The sequence below is a fragment of the Mesorhizobium sp. P170090 genome, assembly GCF_057786115.1.
On the sequence record NZ_JBYNWH010000001.1, the window covers coordinates 842,754 to 863,413 of the forward strand.

Consider the following 20,660-nt stretch of genomic DNA (forward strand, 5'->3'; position numbering starts at 1 on the left):
GCGTTTCGAACGTCATGATCAATGCGCGCCAAGCGAGCTGCCGCGACGGGCGCAGGCCGGACCCGGGCCGCGCATGTAGTAGCGCTCCGGCCGATAGGTCGGCGCGATGAACTCGCGGATGGCGGCGGCATAGCCGGCGATGTGGCCCCAGAATTTCATTTTACTCAAGTCCCTGTCCCGATTTTCGGATGTCCCGTCCGATTGCGGGGATCATAGCGTCCAGGCGTGAATAGTCGGTGAACACGATGTTAATCTTTGGTCGAAAACCCCATGCTTCGTGGCCGGAATGCGGCTGTTTGGGGGTCTTTCGGTGTGGTTCGTCGCCATTTCCGGCATTGTGACTTTTGCATCACATATGTTTCGTCTGGATGTCGCTTGAGCGCGGTTCTGTTTCAAATTTGGCGAGCCTCTCGAAATTTCCATGCTCGCTGCCGAAATGCCCCTGGTTGCGCGCCCGGAACCGGAACGGGCCTTGCCCGTTCTCGCTTGAACCGCATCGCGCAGGAGTTCGCCATGGCACCTCGCCCCGCCTGGAAGGGCTATCTGAAACTGTCGCTGGTCACCTGCGCCGTCGAACTGACCAACGTCGTCACCCACGCCGAAAAAGTTTCGTTCCGGGTGCTCAACCGCAAGACCGGCAACACGGTCAAGCGCATCTATGTCGATTCTGAAACCGGCAAGCCGCTGGGCGATGGCGACGAGATCAGGGGCTATGAGGTGAGCCCCGGTGAGTTCGTCCATATCGAGGACGAAGAGATCGAAGCGGTGCAGATCGAGTCCTCGCACACGATGGCGCTGGACGGCTTCGTCGACAAAGCCTCGATAGAGCAGATCTATCTCGACACGCCCTATTATGTCACGCCCGCCGACAAGGTGTCGGAGGAGGCCTTTGCCGTCATCCGCGATGCCATGGCGGACAAGAAGATGGCCGGGCTGGCGCGCGTCGTGCTTTATAGCCGCGAGCGGCCCGTGGTCATCGAGCCGCGCGGCAAAGGCATGGTGCTGACCACCTTGCGCTACGGCAACACGGTGCGGGAGCCGGAGAGCATCTTCGGCGACATCAAGGCGGTGAAGACCGACCAGGAGATGACCGATATGGCCGAACGCATCATCGACAAGAAAAAGGGGAAGTTCGATCCGTCGACATTCGAGGACAAGTATGAGGACGCGCTGCTCGAACTGATCCGCGCCAAGAAGGCCGGCACGAAGGCGCCGAAAGCGCAGGCCGCGCCCAAGCCGTCCAATGTCGTCAATCTGTTCGACGCGCTGAAGAAGAGCCTGTCCGATGGCGGCCAGGCGGAAGGCCCGGCGAAGAAGGCCAAGCCGGCGGCAAAAAGCGGCAAGGCGAAAGCTTCTGCGCCCAAGCGCAAGTCGGCTTGAGGGTCGGCGCCGTGGCCAGCCTCGAACAATATCAGTCCAAACGCGATTTCAAGAAGACGGCCGAGCCGGCGGGCAAGGTCGCGCGCGGCAAGCAGCCCGGCGGCATCTTCGTCGTCCAGAAGCACGACGCGACCAGGCTGCACTATGATTTCCGCCTCGAGCATGAGGGCGTGTTGTGGAGCTGGGCGGTGACGCGGGGCCCGAGCCTCGACCCGCACGAGAAGCGGCTGGCCGTGCATGTCGAGGACCACCCGATCGACTATGCCGGCTTCGAGGGCACCATTCCCAAGGGCGAGTATGGCGGCGGCACCGTCATCGTCTGGGACGAAGGCACATGGACGCCAGAGATCGACCCGGCCAAGGCGATGAAGAAGGGCCATATCGACTTCGAACTCAACGGCCAGAAGCTGAATGGGCGGTGGCATCTGGTCAGGTTAAGACCCCGCCCGGGCGAAAAGCGCGACAACTGGCTGCTGATCAAATCCGACGATGCCGCCGCCCGCCCCGGCGAGGATATCCTGAAGGACGCACCGAAATCGGTGAAGTCCGGCCTGACCATCGAAGAGGTCGCGGAAGGCAAGACCGCCGACGGCAAGAAGCCGAAGGTCTGGCACTCCAACAAGCCCGCGGCATCCAGCAAGGCGAAAGCCGGCAAGCGCTTCGACTTCGTCGAGCCGCAGCTGGCGACGCTGGAGCGCGAGGCGCCGCCCGGCGAGGACTGGCTGCATGAGGTGAAGTTCGACGGGTACCGCATGCAGGCGCAGATCGCCGGCACGGAGGTGCGGCTGCTGACCCGCACCGGCCTCGACTGGACGGGGAAATTCGGCCCCGAGATCGTCGCGGAACTCGCCCAGCTGAAATGCAGCGACGCCATCATCGATGGCGAGATCGTCGTGCTCGCCGACAGCGGCGTTTCGTCCTTCTCGCTGCTGCAGCAGGATCTCTCCGCCAATCGAACCGACCGCTTCACCTACTATGTGTTCGACCTGATGCGGCTTGACGGCAAGGATTTGCGCCGCGAGCCGCTGGTCGAGCGCAAGCAGGCGCTGCAGGAGTTGCTCGGCGAGACGGCCGAAAATGCCGCCGTCCGCTTCAGCGACCATTTCGCTGAGCCCGGCAAGATCATGCTGCAGCACGCCTGCCGCATGGGCCTCGAAGGCATCGTCTCCAAGCGCGCCGATGCGCCCTACCGCAGCGGCCGTGGCCCAAGCTGGGTGAAATCGAAATGCACGGCCCGCCAGGAATTCGTCATCGGCGGGTATCTGCCCTCGGACAAGACCGGCCGCGGCCTGCGTTCGCTGCTGCTCGGCTACCACGAGGGCGGCAAGCTCCACTATGCCGGCCGCGTCGGCACGGGCTTCACAGCCAGGAGCGCCACCGATCTGAAGAAAAAACTCGATGCGCTGAAGGCAGACGCCTCGCCCTTTGCCGCCGCCGTGCCGAAGGGCAAGGGTTTGGTCTGGGTCAGGCCCGAACTTGTCGGCGAAGTGGAGTTCCGCAGCTGGACGTCGGACCGTATAATACGCCACGCGTCGTTCCAGGGACTGCGCGAGGACAAGCCGGCGGAGGAAGTCGTGCAGGAAAAGCCATCGAAGGCGGCGAACAAGGCAAAGCCTGCGGCAAGCGGCGCCGGCAAGGCCGCCGGGGCTAAGGCGCCCGCGACGATCACGACCAGGGTAAAACTATCCCATCCCGACAAGCTGCTGTGGCCCGAGGAAAAAATATCCAAACAGGCTTTGCTCGAACACTACGCGCTGGTCTGGCCGCGCATGGAGCAGTTCATCATCAACCGGCCGCTCAGCCTAGTCAGGGCGCCGGATGGCATCGGCGGTCCGCGCTTCTTCCAGAAACATGCTTCGGCCGGCATGAGCGACAAGATTGCCCGCATGAAGGACCCGACCGATGGCGAGGAAATCCTGTTCATCCGCGATTTCGACGGCCTTGCCGCTCTGGTCCAGTACGGCGTGGTCGAGGTCCACATCTGGGGCTGCAAGATCGATGAGCTGGAAAAGCCGGATCAGATCATCTTCGATCTCGATCCCGATGAAGGCGTCGACGTCAAGGCGGTGCGCGAGGCCGCGCTCGACATCAGGGGCAAGCTTGACGATCTGTCGCTGCCGAATTTCGTCAAGCCGTCAGGCGGCAAGGGCTATCACGTGCTCGTGCCGCTGAAGCCGTCGGCGGATTGGGAGGCGGTCAAAACCTTCTCGCATGATTTCGCCAAGGCGCTAGAGCAGGCCGCGCCCGACCGCTACACGGCGACGCTGTCGAAAAAGGCGCGCACTGGAAAAATCTTCGTCGACTATCTGCGCAACGGCAGGGGCTCGACCACGGTCGCGCCCTACTCTTCCCGCGCCAAGAAGGGCGCGACGGTGTCGGTGCCGGTAACGTGGGCGGAGGTTGAAAAGGGGCTGGCGCCGAATTCCTTCCCGATCGGCGACAAGACGACGCTGAAGGAGTTGGAGAAGGCCGATCCGTGGGCGGATTTCTTCGAGCAGGCGAAGGTGCTGAAGCGGGGGTGAGCGTCGCGCGCCTCACCTGCTACGCAAGCGTTCCGTCACACCCCCCTCTGTCCTCAAGGGGGGAGATTAGCAGTTTCGCCGTTCCTGCCTTACAGCGTTGATGGTTGGCGAAAGCGACCAGGCGTACAATCTCCCCCCTTGAGGGGGAGATGGCCGGAAGGCCAGAGGGGGGTGCTGTCCCACCAGCGTCGCCCAATTAGCGCCTGCAAACTAACCCAAAAACACCCGCTCGAACGCCTGCTTCCCCGGCGGTGAAAACACCACCGCGCGGCTGTCCTTCTCCCGCCTTGCCCATTTCTCCGACAGGATCTTGTCCAGAATAGCCGCGCCGAGCGTTCCCGCAAGGTGCGAGCGGCGCACGCTCCAGTCGAGGCAGGCGCGGCAGACCGGCCGGCGCGGCCTGGCGCCGACATCGATGCCGATGGCGGAAAAATGCGATGCGGCCGACGGCCCGAGCCGGATCTCCCCCGGCCTGGTCTCCCCGAGCCTGATCTCAATGTCGTCGCGCAACAGGATGCCGCGCGCGACGAACCGGTCCAGCATCGCCACCGCCTGCTCGCCGGCGAGGTGGTCGTAGCAGACGCGGGCCACGCGCATGGCGCCGTCGCGCGGGCCGGGCCGCACCCGCTTGGGGCCGACCGCTTCGGCCACCCCGGTGATCGCCTCGATCATGCCGGCAACCTGCGGCCCGGCGAGGCCGTAATAGCGATGCCGTCCCTGGCTGGCCAAAGTTAAAAGCCCGCCCTCCATCAGTTTCGACAGATGCGAGGACGCCGTCGGCAGCGAGACGCCGGCCTCCAGCGCCAGTTCGCTCGCCGTCAAAGCCGTGCCGCCCATCAGCGCATTCAGCATGTTTGCCCGCGCCGGATCGCCGACCAGGCTGGCGATGCGGGCAATGTCGGGTCCTTCACGCATAGTTAGGCCTCCATCGAAGCATTCTCGTCAGATAAGCATTATTGTCGGGCGGGATCAAGGAGAACGCCGATGCCAACCGCTTCCGCCCCACTCGCCAGCCGCCGGCCGTTCCCGTTCGTCACCTGGCTGCAACGGCGGCTTCTCGCCCGCTGGTACGACCGCCATCTGCAGCGGCTAGACCTCGCGGAGGTCAACGACCATCTGCTGCGCGATCTCGGCCTGACCCGTGAGGATGTGCGCCGCGAATGCGCAAAATCCTTCTGGCAGGCCTGACCGCCAGCGCTTTTGCTTAGCAGACCCTGCGGCACAACGTTTCGACGCCGCTCGAACTATCGATGCGAAACCCAAGGAGATCACGATGACCATCACCTGCTTCATCCGCTATGAGATCGACCCGTTCGGCAAGCCGGCCTTCGAGCAATATGCCAAGGCCTGGGGCCAGGCGATCCCGCGCTGCGGCGCCGATCTGATCGGCTACTACGCCCCGCATGAGGGCTCGGCCACCACCGCCTACGCCGCCTACAGCATCGACAGCCTCGCCGCCTACGAAGCATATCGCGCCCGTCTCGCCGCGGATCCGGCGGGCAAGGCCAATTACGAATTCGCCCGCCGCGAAAAGTTCATCTTGAAAGAGGACCGCATCTTCCTGAAGCTGGTGTCGGGGCCGCATGGACCGCGGCAGCTGTTCCAGACCGCGGTCAAGGAGGAGATATGATCGCTGTCATCTTCGAGGTGCAACCGGCTGAGGGAAAGCGCGATGCCTATCTCTGCATCGCTGCCGAACTGCGGCCGCTGCTCGACGGCATAGACGGTTTCATCTCGATCGAGCGCTTCCAGAGCCTGGGCGATCCCAACCGGGTCCTGTCACTGTCCTTCTGGCGCGACGAGGAAGCGGTGAAAGCCTGGCGCAATACGGAAGAGCACCGGCAGGCGCAGCATGCGGGCCGCGGCGGAATATTTGCCGGCTACCGGCTGCGGATTGCGCATGTGGTGCGGGATTACGGGCTGACGGAGAGGGACGAGGCGCCAGAGGATAGCAGGGCGGTGAATGGGTGACTAGGTATCGGCGTCGCGCCAGGCCCCCTCATCCGGCCGCTTCGCGGCCACCTTCTCCCCGCTGGGGAGAAGAGACTGGCGCAGGCTTCGAAAATCTCCTCTCCCCTCGGGGAGAGGTCAGCCGAGCGAAGCGGAGGCTGGGTGAGGGGGCGCTTGGCGCTCACGCATTCCCGATCAGCACCCCGGCCGCAAACACCAGCGCCCCGCCCAGCACCACCTGAAACGCCGCGCGCAGGAACGGGGTTTGCATGTAGCGGTTCTGCACGAAGGCGATCGCCCACAATTCGAAGAACACCACCACGGCCGCCACCGCCGTCGCCGTCCAGAAATGCGGGATGATGTAAGGCAGCGCGTGGCCCAGCCCACCCAGCGTCGTCATGATGCCGACGGTCAGGCCGCGCTTGATGGGCGAGCCACGCCCCGACAGCTTGCCGTCGTCCGAAGCGACTTCGGTAAAGCCCATCGAGATGCCGGCGCCGATCGAGGCGGCGAGGCCGACCAGCAGCGTCTGCCAGGTGTCGTGCGTGGCAAACGCGGCGGCAAAGATCGGCGCCAGTGTCGACACCGAGCCGTCCATCAGCCCGGCCAGTCCCGGCTGCACATAGGTCAGGATGAACTGGCGCTGCTCGGCGCTGGCTTCCTCGTCCTTCACCTCGCCCGGCACAAGTTTCTGCTCCAGCCGATGCGCCGAATTCTCATGGCTTTGCTCGGCCGCTGCAAGGTCGTTGAGCAGTTTTCGGGTCGAGGCGTCGCTGGTGCGCTTGGCCGCCTCGACATAGAAGCGATAGGCCTGCCGCTCCATCTCTTCGGCTTGGCGGCGCACATGCTCGATGCCCAGCGGCCGCACCAGCCAGTCGGGCTTGCGCTCGTAATAGCCTTTCACGTGCTCGCGGCGCAGCAGCGGAATGCGCTCGCCGAAACGCTTGCGGTAGAGCTCGATCAGGGAATCACGATGCCCGTCCTCCTCCTCCGCCATCGCCTCGAACACTTTCGCCGATTGCGGAAAACTGTCCGCCAGCCCGTCGGCATAGGCGCGGTAGATGCGCCCGTCATCCTCTTCGGACGAAATTGCCAGCGCCAGGATCTCCTGTTCCGACAGCGTTTCGAAAGGACGGCGGCCGAAACCGAAGACACGGGAAAGCATGAGAAATTCACCCCAGTTTAGAACAATTCTAAACTAGGCGCTGCAGTCTCCGCGGTCAATCACCAGTCAAGAAATGTTGAAGCGCCGGATTGCAACGCGCTCTTCATTATCGGCAAATGTTCACCTATATTGTCGCGACACGCAAGCGAAAGGCATGAGCAAGATGACGGCAAAGCCGCACGACCACTTCGATCCGAAACCCGTCCTCGATCTGATCGCCAGCATCGAGGCCGATTTGCAGCGGCTGAAAGGCCTGGTCGAACAGCAAGTCGAAAAATTCGACCCCGCCAATCCGCACAACAAGGCGCCCGACGGCAAGCTGACCGAGGAGGGCGTCGAATGCTGCTACCGCCTGTTCGACGAAGGCAGGTCGCGCTACTCGGTCGCCCAGCAGATGAAGATCTCGTTTGCCGCCGCGACGCACCGGTTCAACTCCTGGCGCAAGGCGGGCGGGCCGAAGCGGCAGAGGGCGTTGCTGGGCTAATTGGCGAAAGCCGCGGGGAAACCCGATCTCCCCCCTCGTGGGGGTTGAGGAGTGGTCCGCGCAGCGGACGGAAAGCCAACTGCTTGGCTTTCCGAGCGACGAACGGCCGGCAGGCCAGAGGGGGGCGCTGTCCCGCCGACCTTTCCCTGCCCTAAAGCCCAGCACCGTTCAGGATGCGCCTCCAAGCCCAGCCGCAATCACAACATGCTGGCAGACATTGTCGATGTCGCGGATGACGTCGTCATTCCAGAACCGCAGGACGGTCCAGCCATCTTGTTCGAGGTGCGATGTCCGCGTTTCATCCCCGGCAGCCGCGCCGGCGTCCGTATGCTGGGAGCCATCGACTTCGATGACCAGCTTCTTCTCGGGACAAGCGAAGTCGACAATGTAGGCGGCAATCGGAAATTGTCGTCGGAAGCCAAGCCCCATCAGCCGGTGAGCACGAAGTTCGTTCCAGAGCTTGAGCTCGGCTGGCGTCAGCACTTTGCGCATCGATCTGGCGTTTGCGCGATGTCGAGGCGGTAGAGGCGTGTGCGGCATTACGATGCTCGGTGGTTGCCGAGGCTTGCGCTCTACGGCGCCCCCCTCTGTCCTGCCGGACATCTCCCCCACTTGGGGGGAGATTGGCTTTACTTCCTACGGCGTCAGTTCAATCTCTTCCGTCTCGCCGCCATTGCAGGTGTAGCAGCAATCCTCGCATCTTTCCTTGTTGTTGGGGCCGACGCCCCAATAGGTTCCCTCGTCGCCGTCGACCCAGGCGCCGTAGCAGATGGACTCGCCCTCGTCGCACGACACCGGGATCTGCTTGGTCTCGCCATCGTCGAGATAGAAATCCTTGTCATTGCCCGGCCAGACATAGTCGCGGTCCTGGCTGTAGAGCTCGAGGCGCATGGCGTTGGGATGGCTGTTCTTGACGGCGAAGGTGATGTCGGCGGCGTAGGCCGACGGCGCAAACAGCGCGGCAAGCGAAAGCGCAACGACGATGCGGCGCAGACAAGTGAAAGACATGGTGTTTCCCCCGAGGCAAATCGGCCCCCCGGCCGAGGGAATCAGCATCGCATGATGGCGGCGGAGATTGAAGGGCGGGGCGTGACTGATTTTGGGGGGATTGGGAGAGGTTGGTGGAGCTGCTGATCTCCCCCCTCGTGGGGGAGATGCCTGGCAAGGCAGAGGGGGGCGCTGTCCCGCCGACCTCTCATTCCTGCAGCCGCGCCATTTCAATTTTAGGCTTGCTGATCCATACGCTGGCGATCCTTCGCGCCCCCCTCTGTCCTGCCGGACATCTCCCCCACGAGGGGGGAGATCAGCAGCTTCGGCGCCCCGCCCCTCACTCAACCAGATCGATCGTCTCGGTCGTCTTCTCCACGCAGATGAAGCAGCACGTATCGCACGGCTGGTCATTATCCGGCCCGACGCCGGCCGAAATCGCATCATTGCCATTCACCCAGGCGCCGTAGCAGATGTTCTCGCCCGGATTGCACGAGATCGGCACCGACTTCTGCGAGCTGGGTTCGATCAGAAACACCTGGTCGCCGCCCGGCCACGACATCTTGCGGTCACGGCTGAACAGCTCCACCGCCACCGCTTGGCTGCGCAAATTCTTGACGAAGAACGCCATATCGGCGGCATGCGCCGGCGTGGCGATGAGGAGGGCGGCAAGGGTGAGGCGGAGCATGATGGGCGGTCCCGAATTGGAGATGCGAGGGTCGCACGCCGCGAGGGCCGGGCCTAGAGCCACGGCTAGGCAAGTCCCCCTCACCCGGACTGCCAGCCGAATTGCGAAAGGCAATTCGGGGCAATCCGACCTCTCCCCGAGGGGAGAGGAGCTCGCTCGGCGCTGGTGCTCGCCTCTTCTCCCCAGCGGGGAGAAGGTGGCCGCGAAGCGGCCGGATGAGGGGGCGGCCTCGTGATACCCTACGCCCCCTACTGCCCCACTTCACATGCGGCGCCAGCCGTCGGATCGCGTCAATCACCTCGGCGACTTCAGCAACGTCCATATCCAGCCGGCAAAAGTCAGCACCAGGAACGATAGCCGGCGGCGGGCAGCGGCGCCGAGGTTGGCAGCAAGGGAGAGCCCCACAGCACCATGGCCACCGTCACCACAAACAGCACGGCGGCGATGAGGCCGGTGAGCCGCATCCAGAGTGCAAAGGTGTTCGCCGCGCCGATCAGGACCAGCGCTGCCGCCCACAGCGAGATGCCGCCGACATAGGAGGGAACGCTGGCCTCCAGCCCCGCCGCATTGCCTGATATGATCAAGCTCTCGCCGACGAGGAAGGTGAGGAACCCGGCAGCTATGCAGTCATTGCCCAGTCGCTGGTATTTCATGGTGAGCAGCGCGGTTGCCACCACAAGCGCCACGCCATCGATCGCCCAGAATGTTTCGCGGAGCGGAGCGCTGGAGACGAAGGTGCCGGCCAGGCCGAAGGCACCGCCTATGGCGAGGCCGATGGCGGCGACGGTGTCGGAGGTGGTGCGCATGTGATGTCTCCCTGAGCCGGGCGGGGATACCGCAGGGTAGGGTGATCGCAAAACTTGGCGATGGTCGCCTTACAATAAAGCGTCAGTGATGTGGACCTATGTTGCAGTGCGATAGAATCAGACCTCTTCATGATGTTTGCTTTTTAGAAAACAAGAAGTATTGTTCGTCGGAGCGGGATCGCTTTGCGCTGAGTTATCCCCGCTGGGAGGAGTTGCGTAAGCGCTTGTACTTAGTGGGGAAATCCCGAAACCATTAGCTTCCGTTAATGGTTTATTAGTCATGCCTTGACTCTCGGCATAGCTTAACCGCATCTTGAAGCCGTCCAGAATCAAGAAACCGCCGCAAAGCTGGCGAGCCGCGACGGTTTCAGAGTTCTAATCCGCACAAGATTGGACGTCAGGCGCGGGGTATGGCGTATTTGGTACACTGATGTTGAATCAGAATAATCCGCCATGGTCAAGCCTGACGTTCGCTTACGCCAATCAAGGAGTGACTCCTATGGCGCAGCGTACTTACCCCTCGTACTGGTTGTACAAGGACAATCGTGGTGAATGGCGTTGGACATACGAAGCTGCGAACGGCGAGACTATCTCCGTAAGCAGCGAAGGCTACAAGCGCCGTGTCGATGCCGAGCGCGGTATCGACATCATGAAAGCGTCTACCAACAGCCTGGTCTGGTACCCGGCGAATCTCGAGAACGCCGCATGATGAATATGAAATGGCCCGCTGCCAGCGGGCCATTTCATTATTCGAGGGTCTGAGAAGGGCGCATCCAATGCCATCTTTTGGAATTTCTGCCTTCCTAAGAGTTGTCCATATGAACGATCGGCCGCAGCGAACTGAGCTGCGTCGAAGATCTACGCCAAGAGAGGGAGGCTATGATTTTCATAGTAGCCTTCGCCGGTCCTGCCGGCGCTTGATGGCTGGAGAGCCATTAGAAAGTTTGCTGGCGGCGACACTGGCAATTACAAAAGCGCCGGAGAGGCGATCTGCGCAACTTGGTCTCGAGCGGCTGAATGCCTGGAGAACTTTGAATCCAGGCGCAGTTTTGGAATTCGCTGCGGCTACGGTGCGAAGCCCTGAAGAAACGTTTTCAGTCAACTTCACGCCGAACTTTGGCCTCCGGGTTGGAGACCAGTCTGTCGCAATACATGTTTGGAATACCGCGACGCCACGACTGGAACCAAGATTGGTCCGAGCGATCCTATCTTCAATTCAGCCAGCCTATCAAGCAGCGGACAATGGGCCTGACGATATGGCTGTCTTGTGCCTGAGGACCATGCGCTTCATTCGCCTTGGCGACGCGTCGGACGTTATTGACCTGGGGCGACTGATTTTCACGAACGTAGACGGGATCTTCCGAGAGATCGCTGCCGCTTTGGGCGAACCTCCGCCTCCCCCCGAGGATCACCCCGCGCCGCCGCCCGGAGAATAATGCCACGGCGCAGCTTCAGCGCCGCGCTGGCGTGGAGCCCGCCGCCTCCGGCAGCTCCCCCGCTTTCGAAGCCTGTCATCGATCCACCGGATCGATGACTTGGCGCGCTCTGCGCGCCAACCGGCCTCTCAATCCCCCATCTTCAGCGCCTGGATAAACGCCTCCTGCGGAATATCCACCTTGCCGAACTGCCGCATCCGCTTCTTGCCTTCTTTCTGCTTGTCCAGCAGCTTGCGCTTGCGGGACACGTCGCCGCCGTAGCACTTGGCGGTCACGTCCTTGCGCAGCGCCGAGATGGTTTCGCGGGCGATGACCTTGCCGCCGATCGCGGCCTGGATCGGGATCTTGAACAGGTGGTTCGGGATCAGCTCTTTCAGCTTCTCGCACATCTGGCGGCCGCGCTTTTCCGCCGCGGTGCGGTGGACCAGCATGGACAGCGCGTCGACCGGCTCTTCATTGACCAGGATCGACATCTTCACCAGGTCGCCTTCCTTGTAGTCGGTCAGATGATAGTCGAAGGAGGCGTAGCCCTTGGAGATCGACTTCAGCCGGTCGTAGAAATCGAAGACGACTTCGTTGAGCGGCAAATCGTAGATCAGCATGGCGCGCTTGCCGACATAGGACAGGTCGGCCTGGATGCCGCGCCGGTCCTGGCAGAGTTTTAGAATACCGCCGAGATAGTCGTCGGGGGTGAGGATGGTGGCGCGGATCCATGGCTCCTCGATGGCTGAAATCTTCACCACGTCGGGCATGTCGGCGGGGTTGTGCAGCTCCTTCGTCGAGCCGTCGGTAAGCAGCAGCCGGTAGACGACGGACGGAGCCGTGGCGATCAGGTCGAGGTTGAACTCGCGCTCCAGCCGCTCCTGGATGATTTCGAGATGCAAAAGGCCGAGGAAGCCGCAGCGATAGCCGAAGCCGAGCGCGGCACTGGTTTCCATTTCATAGGAGAAGGAGGCGTCGTTGAGGCGCAGTTTGCCGACGGCGGCGCGCAGATCCTCGAAATCGGCGGCGTCGACGGGGAACAGGCCGCAGAACACCACTGGCTGCGCCGGCTTGAAGCCGGGCAGCGCATGCGCGGTCTGGCGCTTGTCCTCGGTGATGGTGTCGCCGACGCGGGTGTCGGCCACTTCCTTGATCGAGCCGGTGAAGAAGCCGAACTCGCCGGGGCCGAGCTCGTCGACATTGATGCGGGCGGGCGTGAACACGCCGGTGCGCTCGACCAGGTGTTTTGCGCCGGTGCCCATCATGCGGATGGTCGCGCCCTTCTTCAGCACGCCGTCGATGATGCGCACCAGGACGATGACGCCGAGATAGGCGTCGTACCAGGAGTCGACCAGCATGGCTTTGAGCGGTGCTGAGGCATCGCCCTCGCGCGGCGGCGGCAATTGGTGGACGATTGCCTCCAGCACGTCGGGAATGCCGAGGCCGGTCTTGGCCGAGATCAGCACGGCGTTGGAGGCGTCGATGCCGATGACCTCCTCGACCTGCTCGCGGATGCGCTCGGGCTCGGCGGCCGGCAGGTCGACCTTGTTCAGCACCACGACGATCTCGTGGTTGTTGTCGATGGCCTGGTATACATTGGCCAGCGTCTGCGCCTCGACGCCCTGGGAGGCGTCGACGACCAGCAGCGAGCCCTCGCAGGCGGCCAGCGAGCGCGACACTTCATAGGCGAAGTCGACATGGCCGGGCGTGTCGATGAGGTTGAGGATATAGTCCTCGCCATTGTTGGCGCGGTATTTCAGCCGCACGGTCTGCGCCTTGATGGTGATGCCGCGCTCGCGCTCGATGTCCATCGAGTCCAGCACCTGCTCCTTCATGTCGCGCAGCTCCAGCCCACCGGTCGACTGGATCAGCCGGTCGGCAAGCGTGGATTTGCCATGGTCGATATGGGCGACGATGGAGAAATTGCGGATGTGGTCGAGAGGCGTGCTCATGATGGGGCGGCTTTAGCAGGGGCGGGTTGCAGGGGCAAGCGGGGTGGCGGTGCCCTTGCCTTCTCCCCTTGTGGGAGAAGGTGGATCGGCGCGCAGCGCCGAGACGGATGAGGGGTGTTCCAGCTTGACGCCGGCGTTCTTTCACCGCCATGGCTGCAAACTGACATCCCTTACATAAGCGATTATCGTGGTGCAGACGCTGTCCATGTCTTTCAGGACATCGTCGTTCCAAAAGCGCAACACACGAAAGCCTCTCGCCTCCAGTTCCGTTCTACGGGCCTGGTCTGACTCTGAGTCCGCATGCTGACTCCCATCGATCTCGATGATGAGGAGTGATTCAAGACAAGCGAAATCGGCGACGTATTTTCCAACAGGAACTTGGCGCCGAAATTTGATCCGATCGAGCCTGCGGTCACGTAGTTCGTGCCACAGTTTGTCTTCCGCCTCCGTCATTTCACGTCGGAGCGAACGGGCAAAGTTTCGTTTGGCAGGAGCGACGGGCTGATGTGGCATGACGTTAGATTAACCAACGTCTCACTCCGCTGGAACACCCCTCATCCGTCTCGGCGCTTCGCGCCGATCCACCTTCTCCCACAAGAGGAGAAGGCAACGACGCGTCCGCCCCCAATCACGAAGCGGTGAACCATGTAACGAAGCCTCTGGCAGCGGCGAAGTGTGGGAAGAACCCGCCGCAACGGAGACCCCCAATGACTGGATCCAACCCAAAACGCGCCGGCATGCTGGCTGCCGTAGGCGCCGCGCTGATGATGCTTGGCGGCACCGCCTTCGCCCAGCCGCTCACCGTGGTCGAATTGTTCACCAGCCAGGGCTGTTCGTCTTGCCCGCCGGCCAATGCCAACCTGATCAAGGTCAAGGACGAGCCGGGTGTTCTGGCGCTGTCGTTCAACGTCACCTACTGGGACTATCTCGGCTGGAAGGACATTTTCGGCCGCGAGGAATTCACCCAACGCCAGGTGCGCTATGAGCCGTCGCTCGGCCGTTCCGGCCCGTTCACGCCGCAGGTGGTGGTCAATGGCGGTGCCGATGCGGTGGGCGCGGCATCAGGCGAGATCGAGCAGCTGATTTCCGCGAGCGGTCACACGAACGGGCCGACGCTGTCGCTCGACGGCGGCAAGATCAGCATCGGCGTCGGTTCCGCGCCGGCCGGCCGCGCTGATGTCTGGCTGGTCCGCTACAACAAGGGCGTCGTCGAAGTGCCGGTGGCGCGCGGCGAGAATACCGGGCGCACGCTGCCGCATGCCAATGTCGTGCACTCGCTGGAGAAACTCGGCAGCTGGAGCGGCGACGCCACCACACTGCCGCTGCCGGCGGCAAGCGGCGGGCTGAGCACCGCGGTGCTGGTGCAGTCGCCGGGTGGTGGGCCGATCCTGGCTGCAGCCGCCGACTGATTCTTTTTCTACGCAACGCCGCTAGCGCGGCATAACCGGGCTCGCATCCGCGCGCCCTCTTCAAGGAGGAAATACCATCATGACCAAGACCCTGACCGCGCTCGCTTTTGCGCTTTCGATGACCGCCTTCGCCTCCGGCGCCCGCGGGGACGAAGCGACCAGCGCCATGAAGCCGGCGATGGCAACCGATGCGATGAAGCCCGCGACCGATGCCATGGCGCCGGCGACCGATGCCATGAAGCCAGCCGATCCGATGGCGACGAATGCAATGAAACCCGCCACCGACGCCATGAAGCCGGCCGATGCCATGAAACCCGCAACGGATGCGATGAAGCCGGCGGACGCCATGGCGCCCGCGCAATAAGGCTGGGTTCCATGGCCCGGCCGCACAGTGGCCGGGCCGGCGCACGGCAATTTGAGAAACCAGGCGGGACGTTCTGTCGTATAGTCTTCGCCAGCATCAAGGAGATCAGACATGACCGGCATTGCAAGGACGAGAACGCCGATCTTCAAGAGCGCGCTTGCCGCGCTCATCGTCGCCGCCGCCGCGGCCGCCTTCTGGCAGAGCCCGGCGCGCTCGGCCGAGGACGCGGTGGTGATCCCGCCGCCGGCAGTGGACGAGAAGGCCGCCAGCGGCAGCGAGAAGGCTATCTTCGCCGGCGGCTGCTTCTGGGGCGTGCAGGGCGTGTTCCAGCACGTCAAGGGCGTGACCAAGGCCGTCTCCGGCTACACCGGCGGCGCCAAGGATGACGCCGTCTACGAAACGGTGGGCAGCGGCCGCACCGGCCACGCCGAATCGGTCGAGATCACCTACGATCCGTCCAAGGTGACCTATGGCCAGCTGCTGCAGGTCTATTTCTCGGTCGCCCACAACCCGACGCAGTTGAACTTCCAGGGCCCGGACTCGGGCACCCAGTACCGCTCGACCATCTTTGCCGAGAATGACGAGCAGCAGAAGATCGCCCAGAGCTACATCGCCCAGCTCGACCAGGCCAAGGTGTTTTCAAAACCCATCGTCACCACGCTGGAGACGGGCAAAACCTTCTATCCGGCCGAGGAATATCACCAGGACTTTCTGACGCTGAACCCGACCTACCCCTACATCGTCTACAACGACCTGCCCAAGGTGGCGAATTTGAAGGCGCTGTTCCCGGGGTTGTATAGCGAGAAGCCGGTGCTGGTGCTGGCGGGGAAGAGCTGAGGGGCGATAGGACTTGGCCGGACGCAGAGAGCGGCGACGCCCTACCTGAGACGCCAGCGGGACAGCACCCCCCTCTGCCCTTCCGGGCATCTCCCCCTCAAGGGGGGAGATTGGCAGCGTCGCTGACGGTGCTCATCTTGCAAGGTTGGCGAAGGCCGCAGTGAGTAGCTGATCTCCCCCCTTGAGGGGGAGATGGCCGGCAGGCCAGAGGGGGGTGCCTCGCGCAAACCGCGATTAGAGAGCCCTTCAATCATACGTCAGATCCGTCGCCTTCCCGCCGAACACCCGATACGCATAGAACGAATAGAAGATGATCACCGGCAACACGACGACCGTGCCGGCGAGGATGATGGCCAGGCTTTCCGTCGCCGACGCCGCCTGCCAGATGGTCAGCCTGTCGGGCACCACGAAAGGATAGAACGACCAGGCAAGCCCGGCAAAGCCGAGCGCGAAGATGGTGGCGAGCGTCAGGAACGGCCGCAGCGCATGGCGGTCGTCGGGCTTGGGCAGGTGGAAGGTCTGCCGCCACAGCCACATGAACAGCAGCGCCGACAGGATCGGCAGCGGCGACAGATAGAGCATTTCGGGCCAGACGAACCATTTGGCGAAGATGCGCGGGCTGGCGAATGGGGTCGCCAGCGACACCGCCGCCATGCCGAGCGCGGTCAGCACCAGGGCTGTCCGCAGCCAGGCCACCGCCTTCCTCTGCAATTCGCCCTCGGTCTTGTAGATGACCCAGGCCGCGCCCATCGCTGCATAGGCCGCCGACAGGCAGAGCGCCACCAGCGCGCCGAAAGCGATGCCACCAAAACCGACATCGAGGCCAAGCACATAGACGCCGAGCATATAGCCTTGCGCCACCGAGGCGATGACGGAACCGAGGAAGAAAATGCGGTTCCAGCGATGCTTCTTGCCGGCCGGCACCTTGGCGCGGAAATCGAAGGCGACGCCGCGCAGGATGAGGCCGACCAAAAGCACGAAGACCGGAATGTAGAGCGCGGTGAGGATGACGCCATGCGCCAGCGGGAAGGCGACCAGGAGCAGGCCGACGGCCAGCACCAGCCAGGTCTCGTTGGCATCCCAGAACGGGCCTATTGCCGCGATCATGGTGTCCTGCTCGGCATCTTCGGCGACCGAGAACAGGATGCCGATGCCGAGATCGAAACCGTCGAGAATGACGTAGATCAGGATGGCGAGGCCCATCAGGCCGGCGAAGATCAGGGGCAGCGCGGTTGGCCAGTCGAAGCTCATCGGTCTGTCATCCCTCTCATCAACGGTTCTGCCCTTCGCTATGGCTCCGGGCGTTCGTCATTCGAAAAGCCGAATCGTTGGCTTTTCGTCGGCTACGCGGACCATTCCTCACTCTCCCGCGGCCGGTTGCGACATGGCCGTCTTCATCACCCCCGGCAGCGGCGAGGTATCGCCGTCCTTGGCGGCCTTCAGCGCCAGGTGCACCAGCACGCCGAGATAGGCGATCAGCAAAAGCACATAGAGGATAAGATAGATGGAGAGCGTCAGCGCGACATGGCTGCCGGCGACCGGGCCGATAGCGTCGGCGGTTTTCAGCACGCCGGTGACCAGCCAGGGCTGGCGGCCGATTTCGGTGGTGTACCAGCCGGCCAGCGTCGCCAGCCAGCCGGAGAGCGCCATCGGCACCATCAGCATGGCCAGCGGCCTCGGCAGGCTGTGGCGGCGCTTGAGGAAGAAGGTCGCCGACCACGAGACGATGAGCATCAAAATGCCGGTGCCGACCATGATGCGGAAGCCCCAGAACACCGGGAAGACCGGCGGATGCAGGCCGGGATAGTCGTTGAGCCCCGGCACGATACCGCTGGTGGAATGGCGCAGCACCAGGCTGGCGCCGTCGGGAATGGCGATCTCGAATTTGTTTTCCTTCGCCGCCTCGTCGGGCAGCGCAAACAGCACCAGCGGCACGTTGGGGCCGGTGTTCCAGTTCGCCTCCATGGCGGCGATCTTCTGCGGCTGGTGCTCCAGCGTATTCAGCCCGTGCTGGTCGCCGGCGAAGATCTGGATCGGGATCAGGATGGCGGCGGTGAAGACGCCGGTGCGCAGCGCCTTCCACATCGATTCCGACCGGTCGCCGGTGAGGTAGCGCAGCGCCGACAGGCCGGCGATCAGGAACGACACCGTCAGGCCGGAGGCAAGCAGCATATGCGTCAGACGGTAGGGCATGGACGGGTTGAAGACGATCGCCCACCAGTCGACGGGATGCGCCTTGCCGTCGATCATCTCGAAGCCGGCCGGCGTCTGCATCCAGGAATTGAGCGCAATGATCCAGAAGGCCGACAGCGTGGTGCCGCCGGCGACCAATACCGTCGCCAGCGTGTGGACGCGGTTGGAGACGCGGCGGAAGCCGAACAGCATGATGCCGAGGAAGGCCGCTTCGAGGAAGAAGGCGGTGAGGATCTCGTAGGCAAGCAGCGGCCCGGCGATGTTGCCTACATGCTCCATATAGCCCGGCCAGTTGGTGCCGAACTGGAAGCTCATGGTGACGCCCGAGACCACGCCCATGGCGAAGGACAGCGCGAACACCTTTACCCAGGTGAAATAGGCGCGCATCCAGGCGGAATCATTGGTGGCGTTGTAGCGGAGCTTGAAGAACAGCAGCACCCAGCCAAGCGCAATCGTGATGGTCGGAAACAGGATGTGGAACGAGATATTCGCCCCGAACTGCATTCGCGACAGGATGAGCGGGTCCATGCGGGCTCCGGCTGCTGTTTGTTGGCGCAGAATAGGCGGCGGATGCGGTCCGGTCAAAGCGGCTTGGCGTCACGCGGGGCGCGTTGTCGCAGCAGATCGTATCAAACCGTCAGCGCCCCGACACCCCATGACGAAACGGCAAAAGGGGAACGTTTGTCCACAATTGTCAGCAGCGGCATTGACTTCCGAGCCTGCACACCGACATTCAGCGCAATAATAATCCCCGCCTCTTTCAAACAGTCGTTTTCGGCCTCATGTCTTCCACGAATTTGCCTTCCATCATTTCGATTGCCGGGGTCACCAAGACCTACGCCACCGGCTTCAAGGCGCTGAAGGAAATCAACCTCGACATCGAACGCGGCGAGATTTTCGCGCTGCTGGGGCCGAACGGCGCCGGCAAGACGACGCTGATCTCGATCGTCTGCGGCATCGTCAACCGTTCGTCGGGAACGGTGACCGTCGACGGCCATGATATCAACCGAGACTACCGCGCGGCGCGCAGCCTGATCGGGCTGGTGCCGCAGGAGCTGACCATCGATGCGTTCGAGAGCGTCTGGGCAACCGTCACCTACAGTCGCGGCCTGTTTGGCAAGCCGCCCAATCCGGGCTTCGTCGAAAAGGTGCTGCGCGACTTGTCGTTGTGGGACAAGAAGGACGCCAAGGCGATCACGCTGTCGGGCGGCATGAAGCGGCGGCTGATGATTGCAAAGGCGCTGTCACATGAGCCGCGCATCCTGTTCCTCGACGAACCCACGGCCGGCGTCGACGTCGAACTGCGCCAGGACATGTGGGCGATGGTGCGGCGGCTGCGCGACGATGGCGTCACCATCATCCTCACCACGCACTATATCGAAGAGGCCGAGGCGATGGCCGACCGTGTCGGTGTCATCAACCGCGGCGAGATCATCCTGGTCGAGGGCAAGGCCGAACTGATGCGCAAGCTCGGCCGCAAGCGCCTGATCGTGGAATTGCGCAACCCGCTCACCGCCATTCCCGATGCATTCTCGCACTACGCGTTGGAGCTGTCGGACGATGGCACACAGCTGACCTACACCTATGACAACCAGAGCGAACGCCCCGGCGTCGCATCGCTGCTGCGCGAACTCGAGACGGCCGGCATCCAGTTCCGCGACATGGACACGCAAAACAGCTCGCTCGAGGAGATCTTCGTCAATCTGTTGAGGCAAGAGCCATGAATTGGCGAGCAGTATGGGCGATCTACCGGGTCGAGATGGCGCGTGCGTTCCGCACCGTGCTGCAGAGCATCGTCTCGCCGGTGATCTCGACATCGCTTTATTTCGTCGTCTTCGGCTCGGCCATCGGCTCGCGCATCACCGAGATTGACGGCATCAGCTACGGCGCCTTCATCGTGCCGGGGCTGATCATGCTGTCGCTGTTGACGCAGTCGATCTCCAACGCTTCCTTTGCCATCTATTTCCCGAAATTCGTCGGCTCCATCTACGAGCTCTTGTCGGCGCCGGTGTCGTATCTGGAGATCGTCATCGCCTATGTCGGCGGCGCCGCGACCAAGTCGATCATCCTCGGCTTGATCATCCTGGCGACGGCCTCGCTGTTCGTGCCGCTCACCATCCAGCATCCGTTCTGGATGCTGGCCTTCCTTGTCTTGACGGCGGTGACCTTCAGCCTGTTCGGCTTCATCATCGGCATATGGGCGAAAAGCTTCGAGCAATTGCAGCTGGTGCCGCTGTTGATCATCACGCCGCTGACCTTCCTCGGCGGCAGCTTCTATTCGATCAACATGCTGCCCGAGACCTGGCGCACGGTGACGCTGTTCAACCCGGTCGTCTACCTGATCAGCGGTTTCCGCTGGAGCTTTTACGGCAAGTCCGATGTCTCGGTCGCCGTCAGCCTGGGCATGACGATGGTGTTCCTCGCCATCTGCATCGCCATCGTCGCCTGGATCTTCCGCACCGGCTACCGGCTGCGCAACTGACCCTGCCGCTCTAAAGCGCGTCG

23 protein-coding genes are annotated in these 20,660 nt (G+C 63.0%); 12 read left to right on the forward strand and 11 right to left on the reverse strand.

What is annotated here, in order from left to right; all coding sequences use genetic code 11:
• Positions 1-18: 18 nt before the first annotated feature.
• Positions 19-168, reverse strand: a complete 150-nt coding sequence (locus AC3EML_RS04205) for a hypothetical protein (protein ID WP_196813601.1) — start codon at positions 166-168, stop codon at positions 19-21.
• A gap of 345 nt (positions 169-513) precedes the next feature.
• Between AC3EML_RS04205 and ku the strand changes: the two genes are divergently transcribed.
• Positions 514-1,380 (forward strand): non-homologous end joining protein Ku, encoded by an 867-nt coding sequence (gene ku, locus AC3EML_RS04210; protein WP_023825849.1) that lies wholly within the window; start codon positions 514-516, stop codon positions 1,378-1,380.
• Between the two features lie 11 nt (positions 1,381-1,391).
• Positions 1,392-3,902: a DNA ligase D gene (gene ligD, locus AC3EML_RS04215; protein WP_352520692.1), complete on the forward strand. Its 2,511-nt coding sequence runs from the start codon at positions 1,392-1,394 to the stop codon at positions 3,900-3,902.
• A gap of 210 nt (positions 3,903-4,112) precedes the next feature.
• Here the strand turns inward: ligD and AC3EML_RS04220 are convergent, their stop codons facing one another.
• Positions 4,113-4,817 (reverse strand): ArsR/SmtB family transcription factor, encoded by a 705-nt coding sequence (locus AC3EML_RS04220; protein ID WP_352520691.1) that lies wholly within the window; start codon positions 4,815-4,817, stop codon positions 4,113-4,115.
• 69 nt (positions 4,818-4,886) lie between these two features.
• Here AC3EML_RS04220 and AC3EML_RS04225 point away from each other — a divergent pair, with 69 nt between their 5' ends.
• The 3 genes from AC3EML_RS04225 (at position 4,887) to AC3EML_RS04235 (ending at position 5,873) form a co-directional block, all read left to right on the forward strand.
• Positions 4,887-5,090, forward strand: coding sequence for a DUF1127 domain-containing protein (locus AC3EML_RS04225; protein ID WP_352520690.1), 204 nt, complete (start codon positions 4,887-4,889; stop codon positions 5,088-5,090).
• Positions 5,091-5,175: 85 nt separating this feature from the next.
• On the forward strand, positions 5,176-5,532 hold the full coding sequence (locus tag AC3EML_RS04230; RefSeq protein ID WP_023692959.1) for an NIPSNAP family protein: 357 nt from the start codon (positions 5,176-5,178) through the stop codon (positions 5,530-5,532).
• Positions 5,529-5,873 (forward strand): antibiotic biosynthesis monooxygenase family protein, encoded by a 345-nt coding sequence (locus AC3EML_RS04235; RefSeq protein ID WP_023819290.1) that lies wholly within the window; start codon positions 5,529-5,531, stop codon positions 5,871-5,873. The genes AC3EML_RS04230 and AC3EML_RS04235 overlap by 4 nt, the downstream gene beginning before the upstream one ends.
• 160 nt (positions 5,874-6,033) lie before the next feature.
• Here AC3EML_RS04235 and mbfA read toward each other — a convergent pair whose 3' ends face one another.
• Positions 6,034-7,017, reverse strand: a complete 984-nt coding sequence (mbfA, locus tag AC3EML_RS04240) for an iron exporter MbfA (RefSeq protein ID WP_023673250.1) — start codon at positions 7,015-7,017, stop codon at positions 6,034-6,036.
• Positions 7,018-7,180: 163 nt separating this feature from the next.
• On the opposite strand from mbfA, the gene AC3EML_RS04245 reads away from it, so the two are divergent.
• The gene (locus AC3EML_RS04245; protein WP_023728762.1) at positions 7,181-7,501 is read left to right on the forward strand and encodes a hypothetical protein; all 321 of its coding nucleotides are present in this window, start codon (positions 7,181-7,183) and stop codon (positions 7,499-7,501) included.
• 168 nt (positions 7,502-7,669) lie between these two features.
• Here the strand turns inward: AC3EML_RS04245 and AC3EML_RS04250 are convergent, their stop codons facing one another.
• The 4 genes from AC3EML_RS04250 to AC3EML_RS04265 all read right to left on the reverse strand — a co-directional run bounded on the left by AC3EML_RS04250 (position 7,670) and on the right by AC3EML_RS04265 (position 9,982).
• Positions 7,670-8,041 (reverse strand): endonuclease domain-containing protein, encoded by a 372-nt coding sequence (locus tag AC3EML_RS04250; protein ID WP_352520689.1) that lies wholly within the window; start codon positions 8,039-8,041, stop codon positions 7,670-7,672.
• 96 nt (positions 8,042-8,137) lie between these two features.
• On the reverse strand, positions 8,138-8,509 hold the full coding sequence (locus AC3EML_RS04255) for a hypothetical protein (RefSeq protein ID WP_352520688.1): 372 nt from the start codon (positions 8,507-8,509) through the stop codon (positions 8,138-8,140).
• A gap of 319 nt (positions 8,510-8,828) precedes the next feature.
• Complete coding sequence (locus tag AC3EML_RS04260) at positions 8,829-9,176, reverse strand: hypothetical protein (protein ID WP_352520687.1); 348 nt, start codon at positions 9,174-9,176, stop codon at positions 8,829-8,831.
• A gap of 338 nt (positions 9,177-9,514) precedes the next feature.
• On the reverse strand, positions 9,515-9,982 hold the full coding sequence (locus tag AC3EML_RS04265) for a hypothetical protein (protein ID WP_352520686.1): 468 nt from the start codon (positions 9,980-9,982) through the stop codon (positions 9,515-9,517).
• 499 nt (positions 9,983-10,481) lie between these two features.
• On the opposite strand from AC3EML_RS04265, the gene AC3EML_RS04270 reads away from it, so the two are divergent.
• A complete protein-coding gene (locus AC3EML_RS04270; RefSeq protein WP_352520685.1) occupies positions 10,482-10,691 on the forward strand; it encodes a YegP family protein in 210 nt (69 codons plus the stop codon).
• 855 nt (positions 10,692-11,546) lie between these two features.
• Here the strand turns inward: AC3EML_RS04270 and lepA are convergent.
• The gene (lepA, locus tag AC3EML_RS04275) at positions 11,547-13,352 is read right to left on the reverse strand and encodes a translation elongation factor 4 (RefSeq protein ID WP_023824050.1); all 1,806 of its coding nucleotides are present in this window, start codon (positions 13,350-13,352) and stop codon (positions 11,547-11,549) included.
• Between the two features lie 141 nt (positions 13,353-13,493).
• Positions 13,494-13,865: an endonuclease domain-containing protein gene (locus tag AC3EML_RS04280; protein ID WP_023681256.1), complete on the reverse strand. Its 372-nt coding sequence runs from the start codon at positions 13,863-13,865 to the stop codon at positions 13,494-13,496.
• A gap of 194 nt (positions 13,866-14,059) precedes the next feature.
• On the opposite strand from AC3EML_RS04280, the gene AC3EML_RS04285 reads away from it, so the two are divergent.
• The 3 genes from AC3EML_RS04285 (at position 14,060) to msrA (ending at position 15,962) form a co-directional block, all read left to right on the forward strand.
• Complete coding sequence (locus AC3EML_RS04285) at positions 14,060-14,761, forward strand: DUF1223 domain-containing protein (protein WP_023732794.1); 702 nt, start codon at positions 14,060-14,062, stop codon at positions 14,759-14,761.
• A gap of 79 nt (positions 14,762-14,840) precedes the next feature.
• Positions 14,841-15,125: a hypothetical protein gene (locus AC3EML_RS04290; protein ID WP_023732793.1), complete on the forward strand. Its 285-nt coding sequence runs from the start codon at positions 14,841-14,843 to the stop codon at positions 15,123-15,125.
• A 111-nt stretch (positions 15,126-15,236) separates the two neighbouring features.
• Positions 15,237-15,962: a peptide-methionine (S)-S-oxide reductase MsrA gene (msrA, locus tag AC3EML_RS04295; protein WP_023732792.1), complete on the forward strand. Its 726-nt coding sequence runs from the start codon at positions 15,237-15,239 to the stop codon at positions 15,960-15,962.
• Between the two features lie 246 nt (positions 15,963-16,208).
• Here msrA and AC3EML_RS04300 read toward each other — a convergent pair whose 3' ends face one another.
• Positions 16,209-17,213, reverse strand: coding sequence for a cytochrome d ubiquinol oxidase subunit II (locus tag AC3EML_RS04300; RefSeq protein WP_023732791.1), 1,005 nt, complete (start codon positions 17,211-17,213; stop codon positions 16,209-16,211).
• Positions 17,214-17,321: 108 nt separating this feature from the next.
• Positions 17,322-18,683, reverse strand: coding sequence for a cytochrome ubiquinol oxidase subunit I (locus AC3EML_RS04305; RefSeq protein ID WP_023732790.1), 1,362 nt, complete (start codon positions 18,681-18,683; stop codon positions 17,322-17,324).
• 269 nt (positions 18,684-18,952) lie between these two features.
• Here AC3EML_RS04305 and AC3EML_RS04310 point away from each other — a divergent pair, with 269 nt between their 5' ends.
• Both AC3EML_RS04310 and AC3EML_RS04315 read left to right on the forward strand, forming a co-directional pair.
• Positions 18,953-19,879: an ABC transporter ATP-binding protein gene (locus tag AC3EML_RS04310; protein WP_352520873.1), complete on the forward strand. Its 927-nt coding sequence runs from the start codon at positions 18,953-18,955 to the stop codon at positions 19,877-19,879.
• Positions 19,876-20,637, forward strand: a complete 762-nt coding sequence (locus AC3EML_RS04315; protein WP_023681263.1) for an ABC transporter permease — start codon at positions 19,876-19,878, stop codon at positions 20,635-20,637. The genes AC3EML_RS04310 and AC3EML_RS04315 overlap by 4 nt, the downstream gene beginning before the upstream one ends.
• Positions 20,638-20,660: the final 23 nt, after the last annotated feature.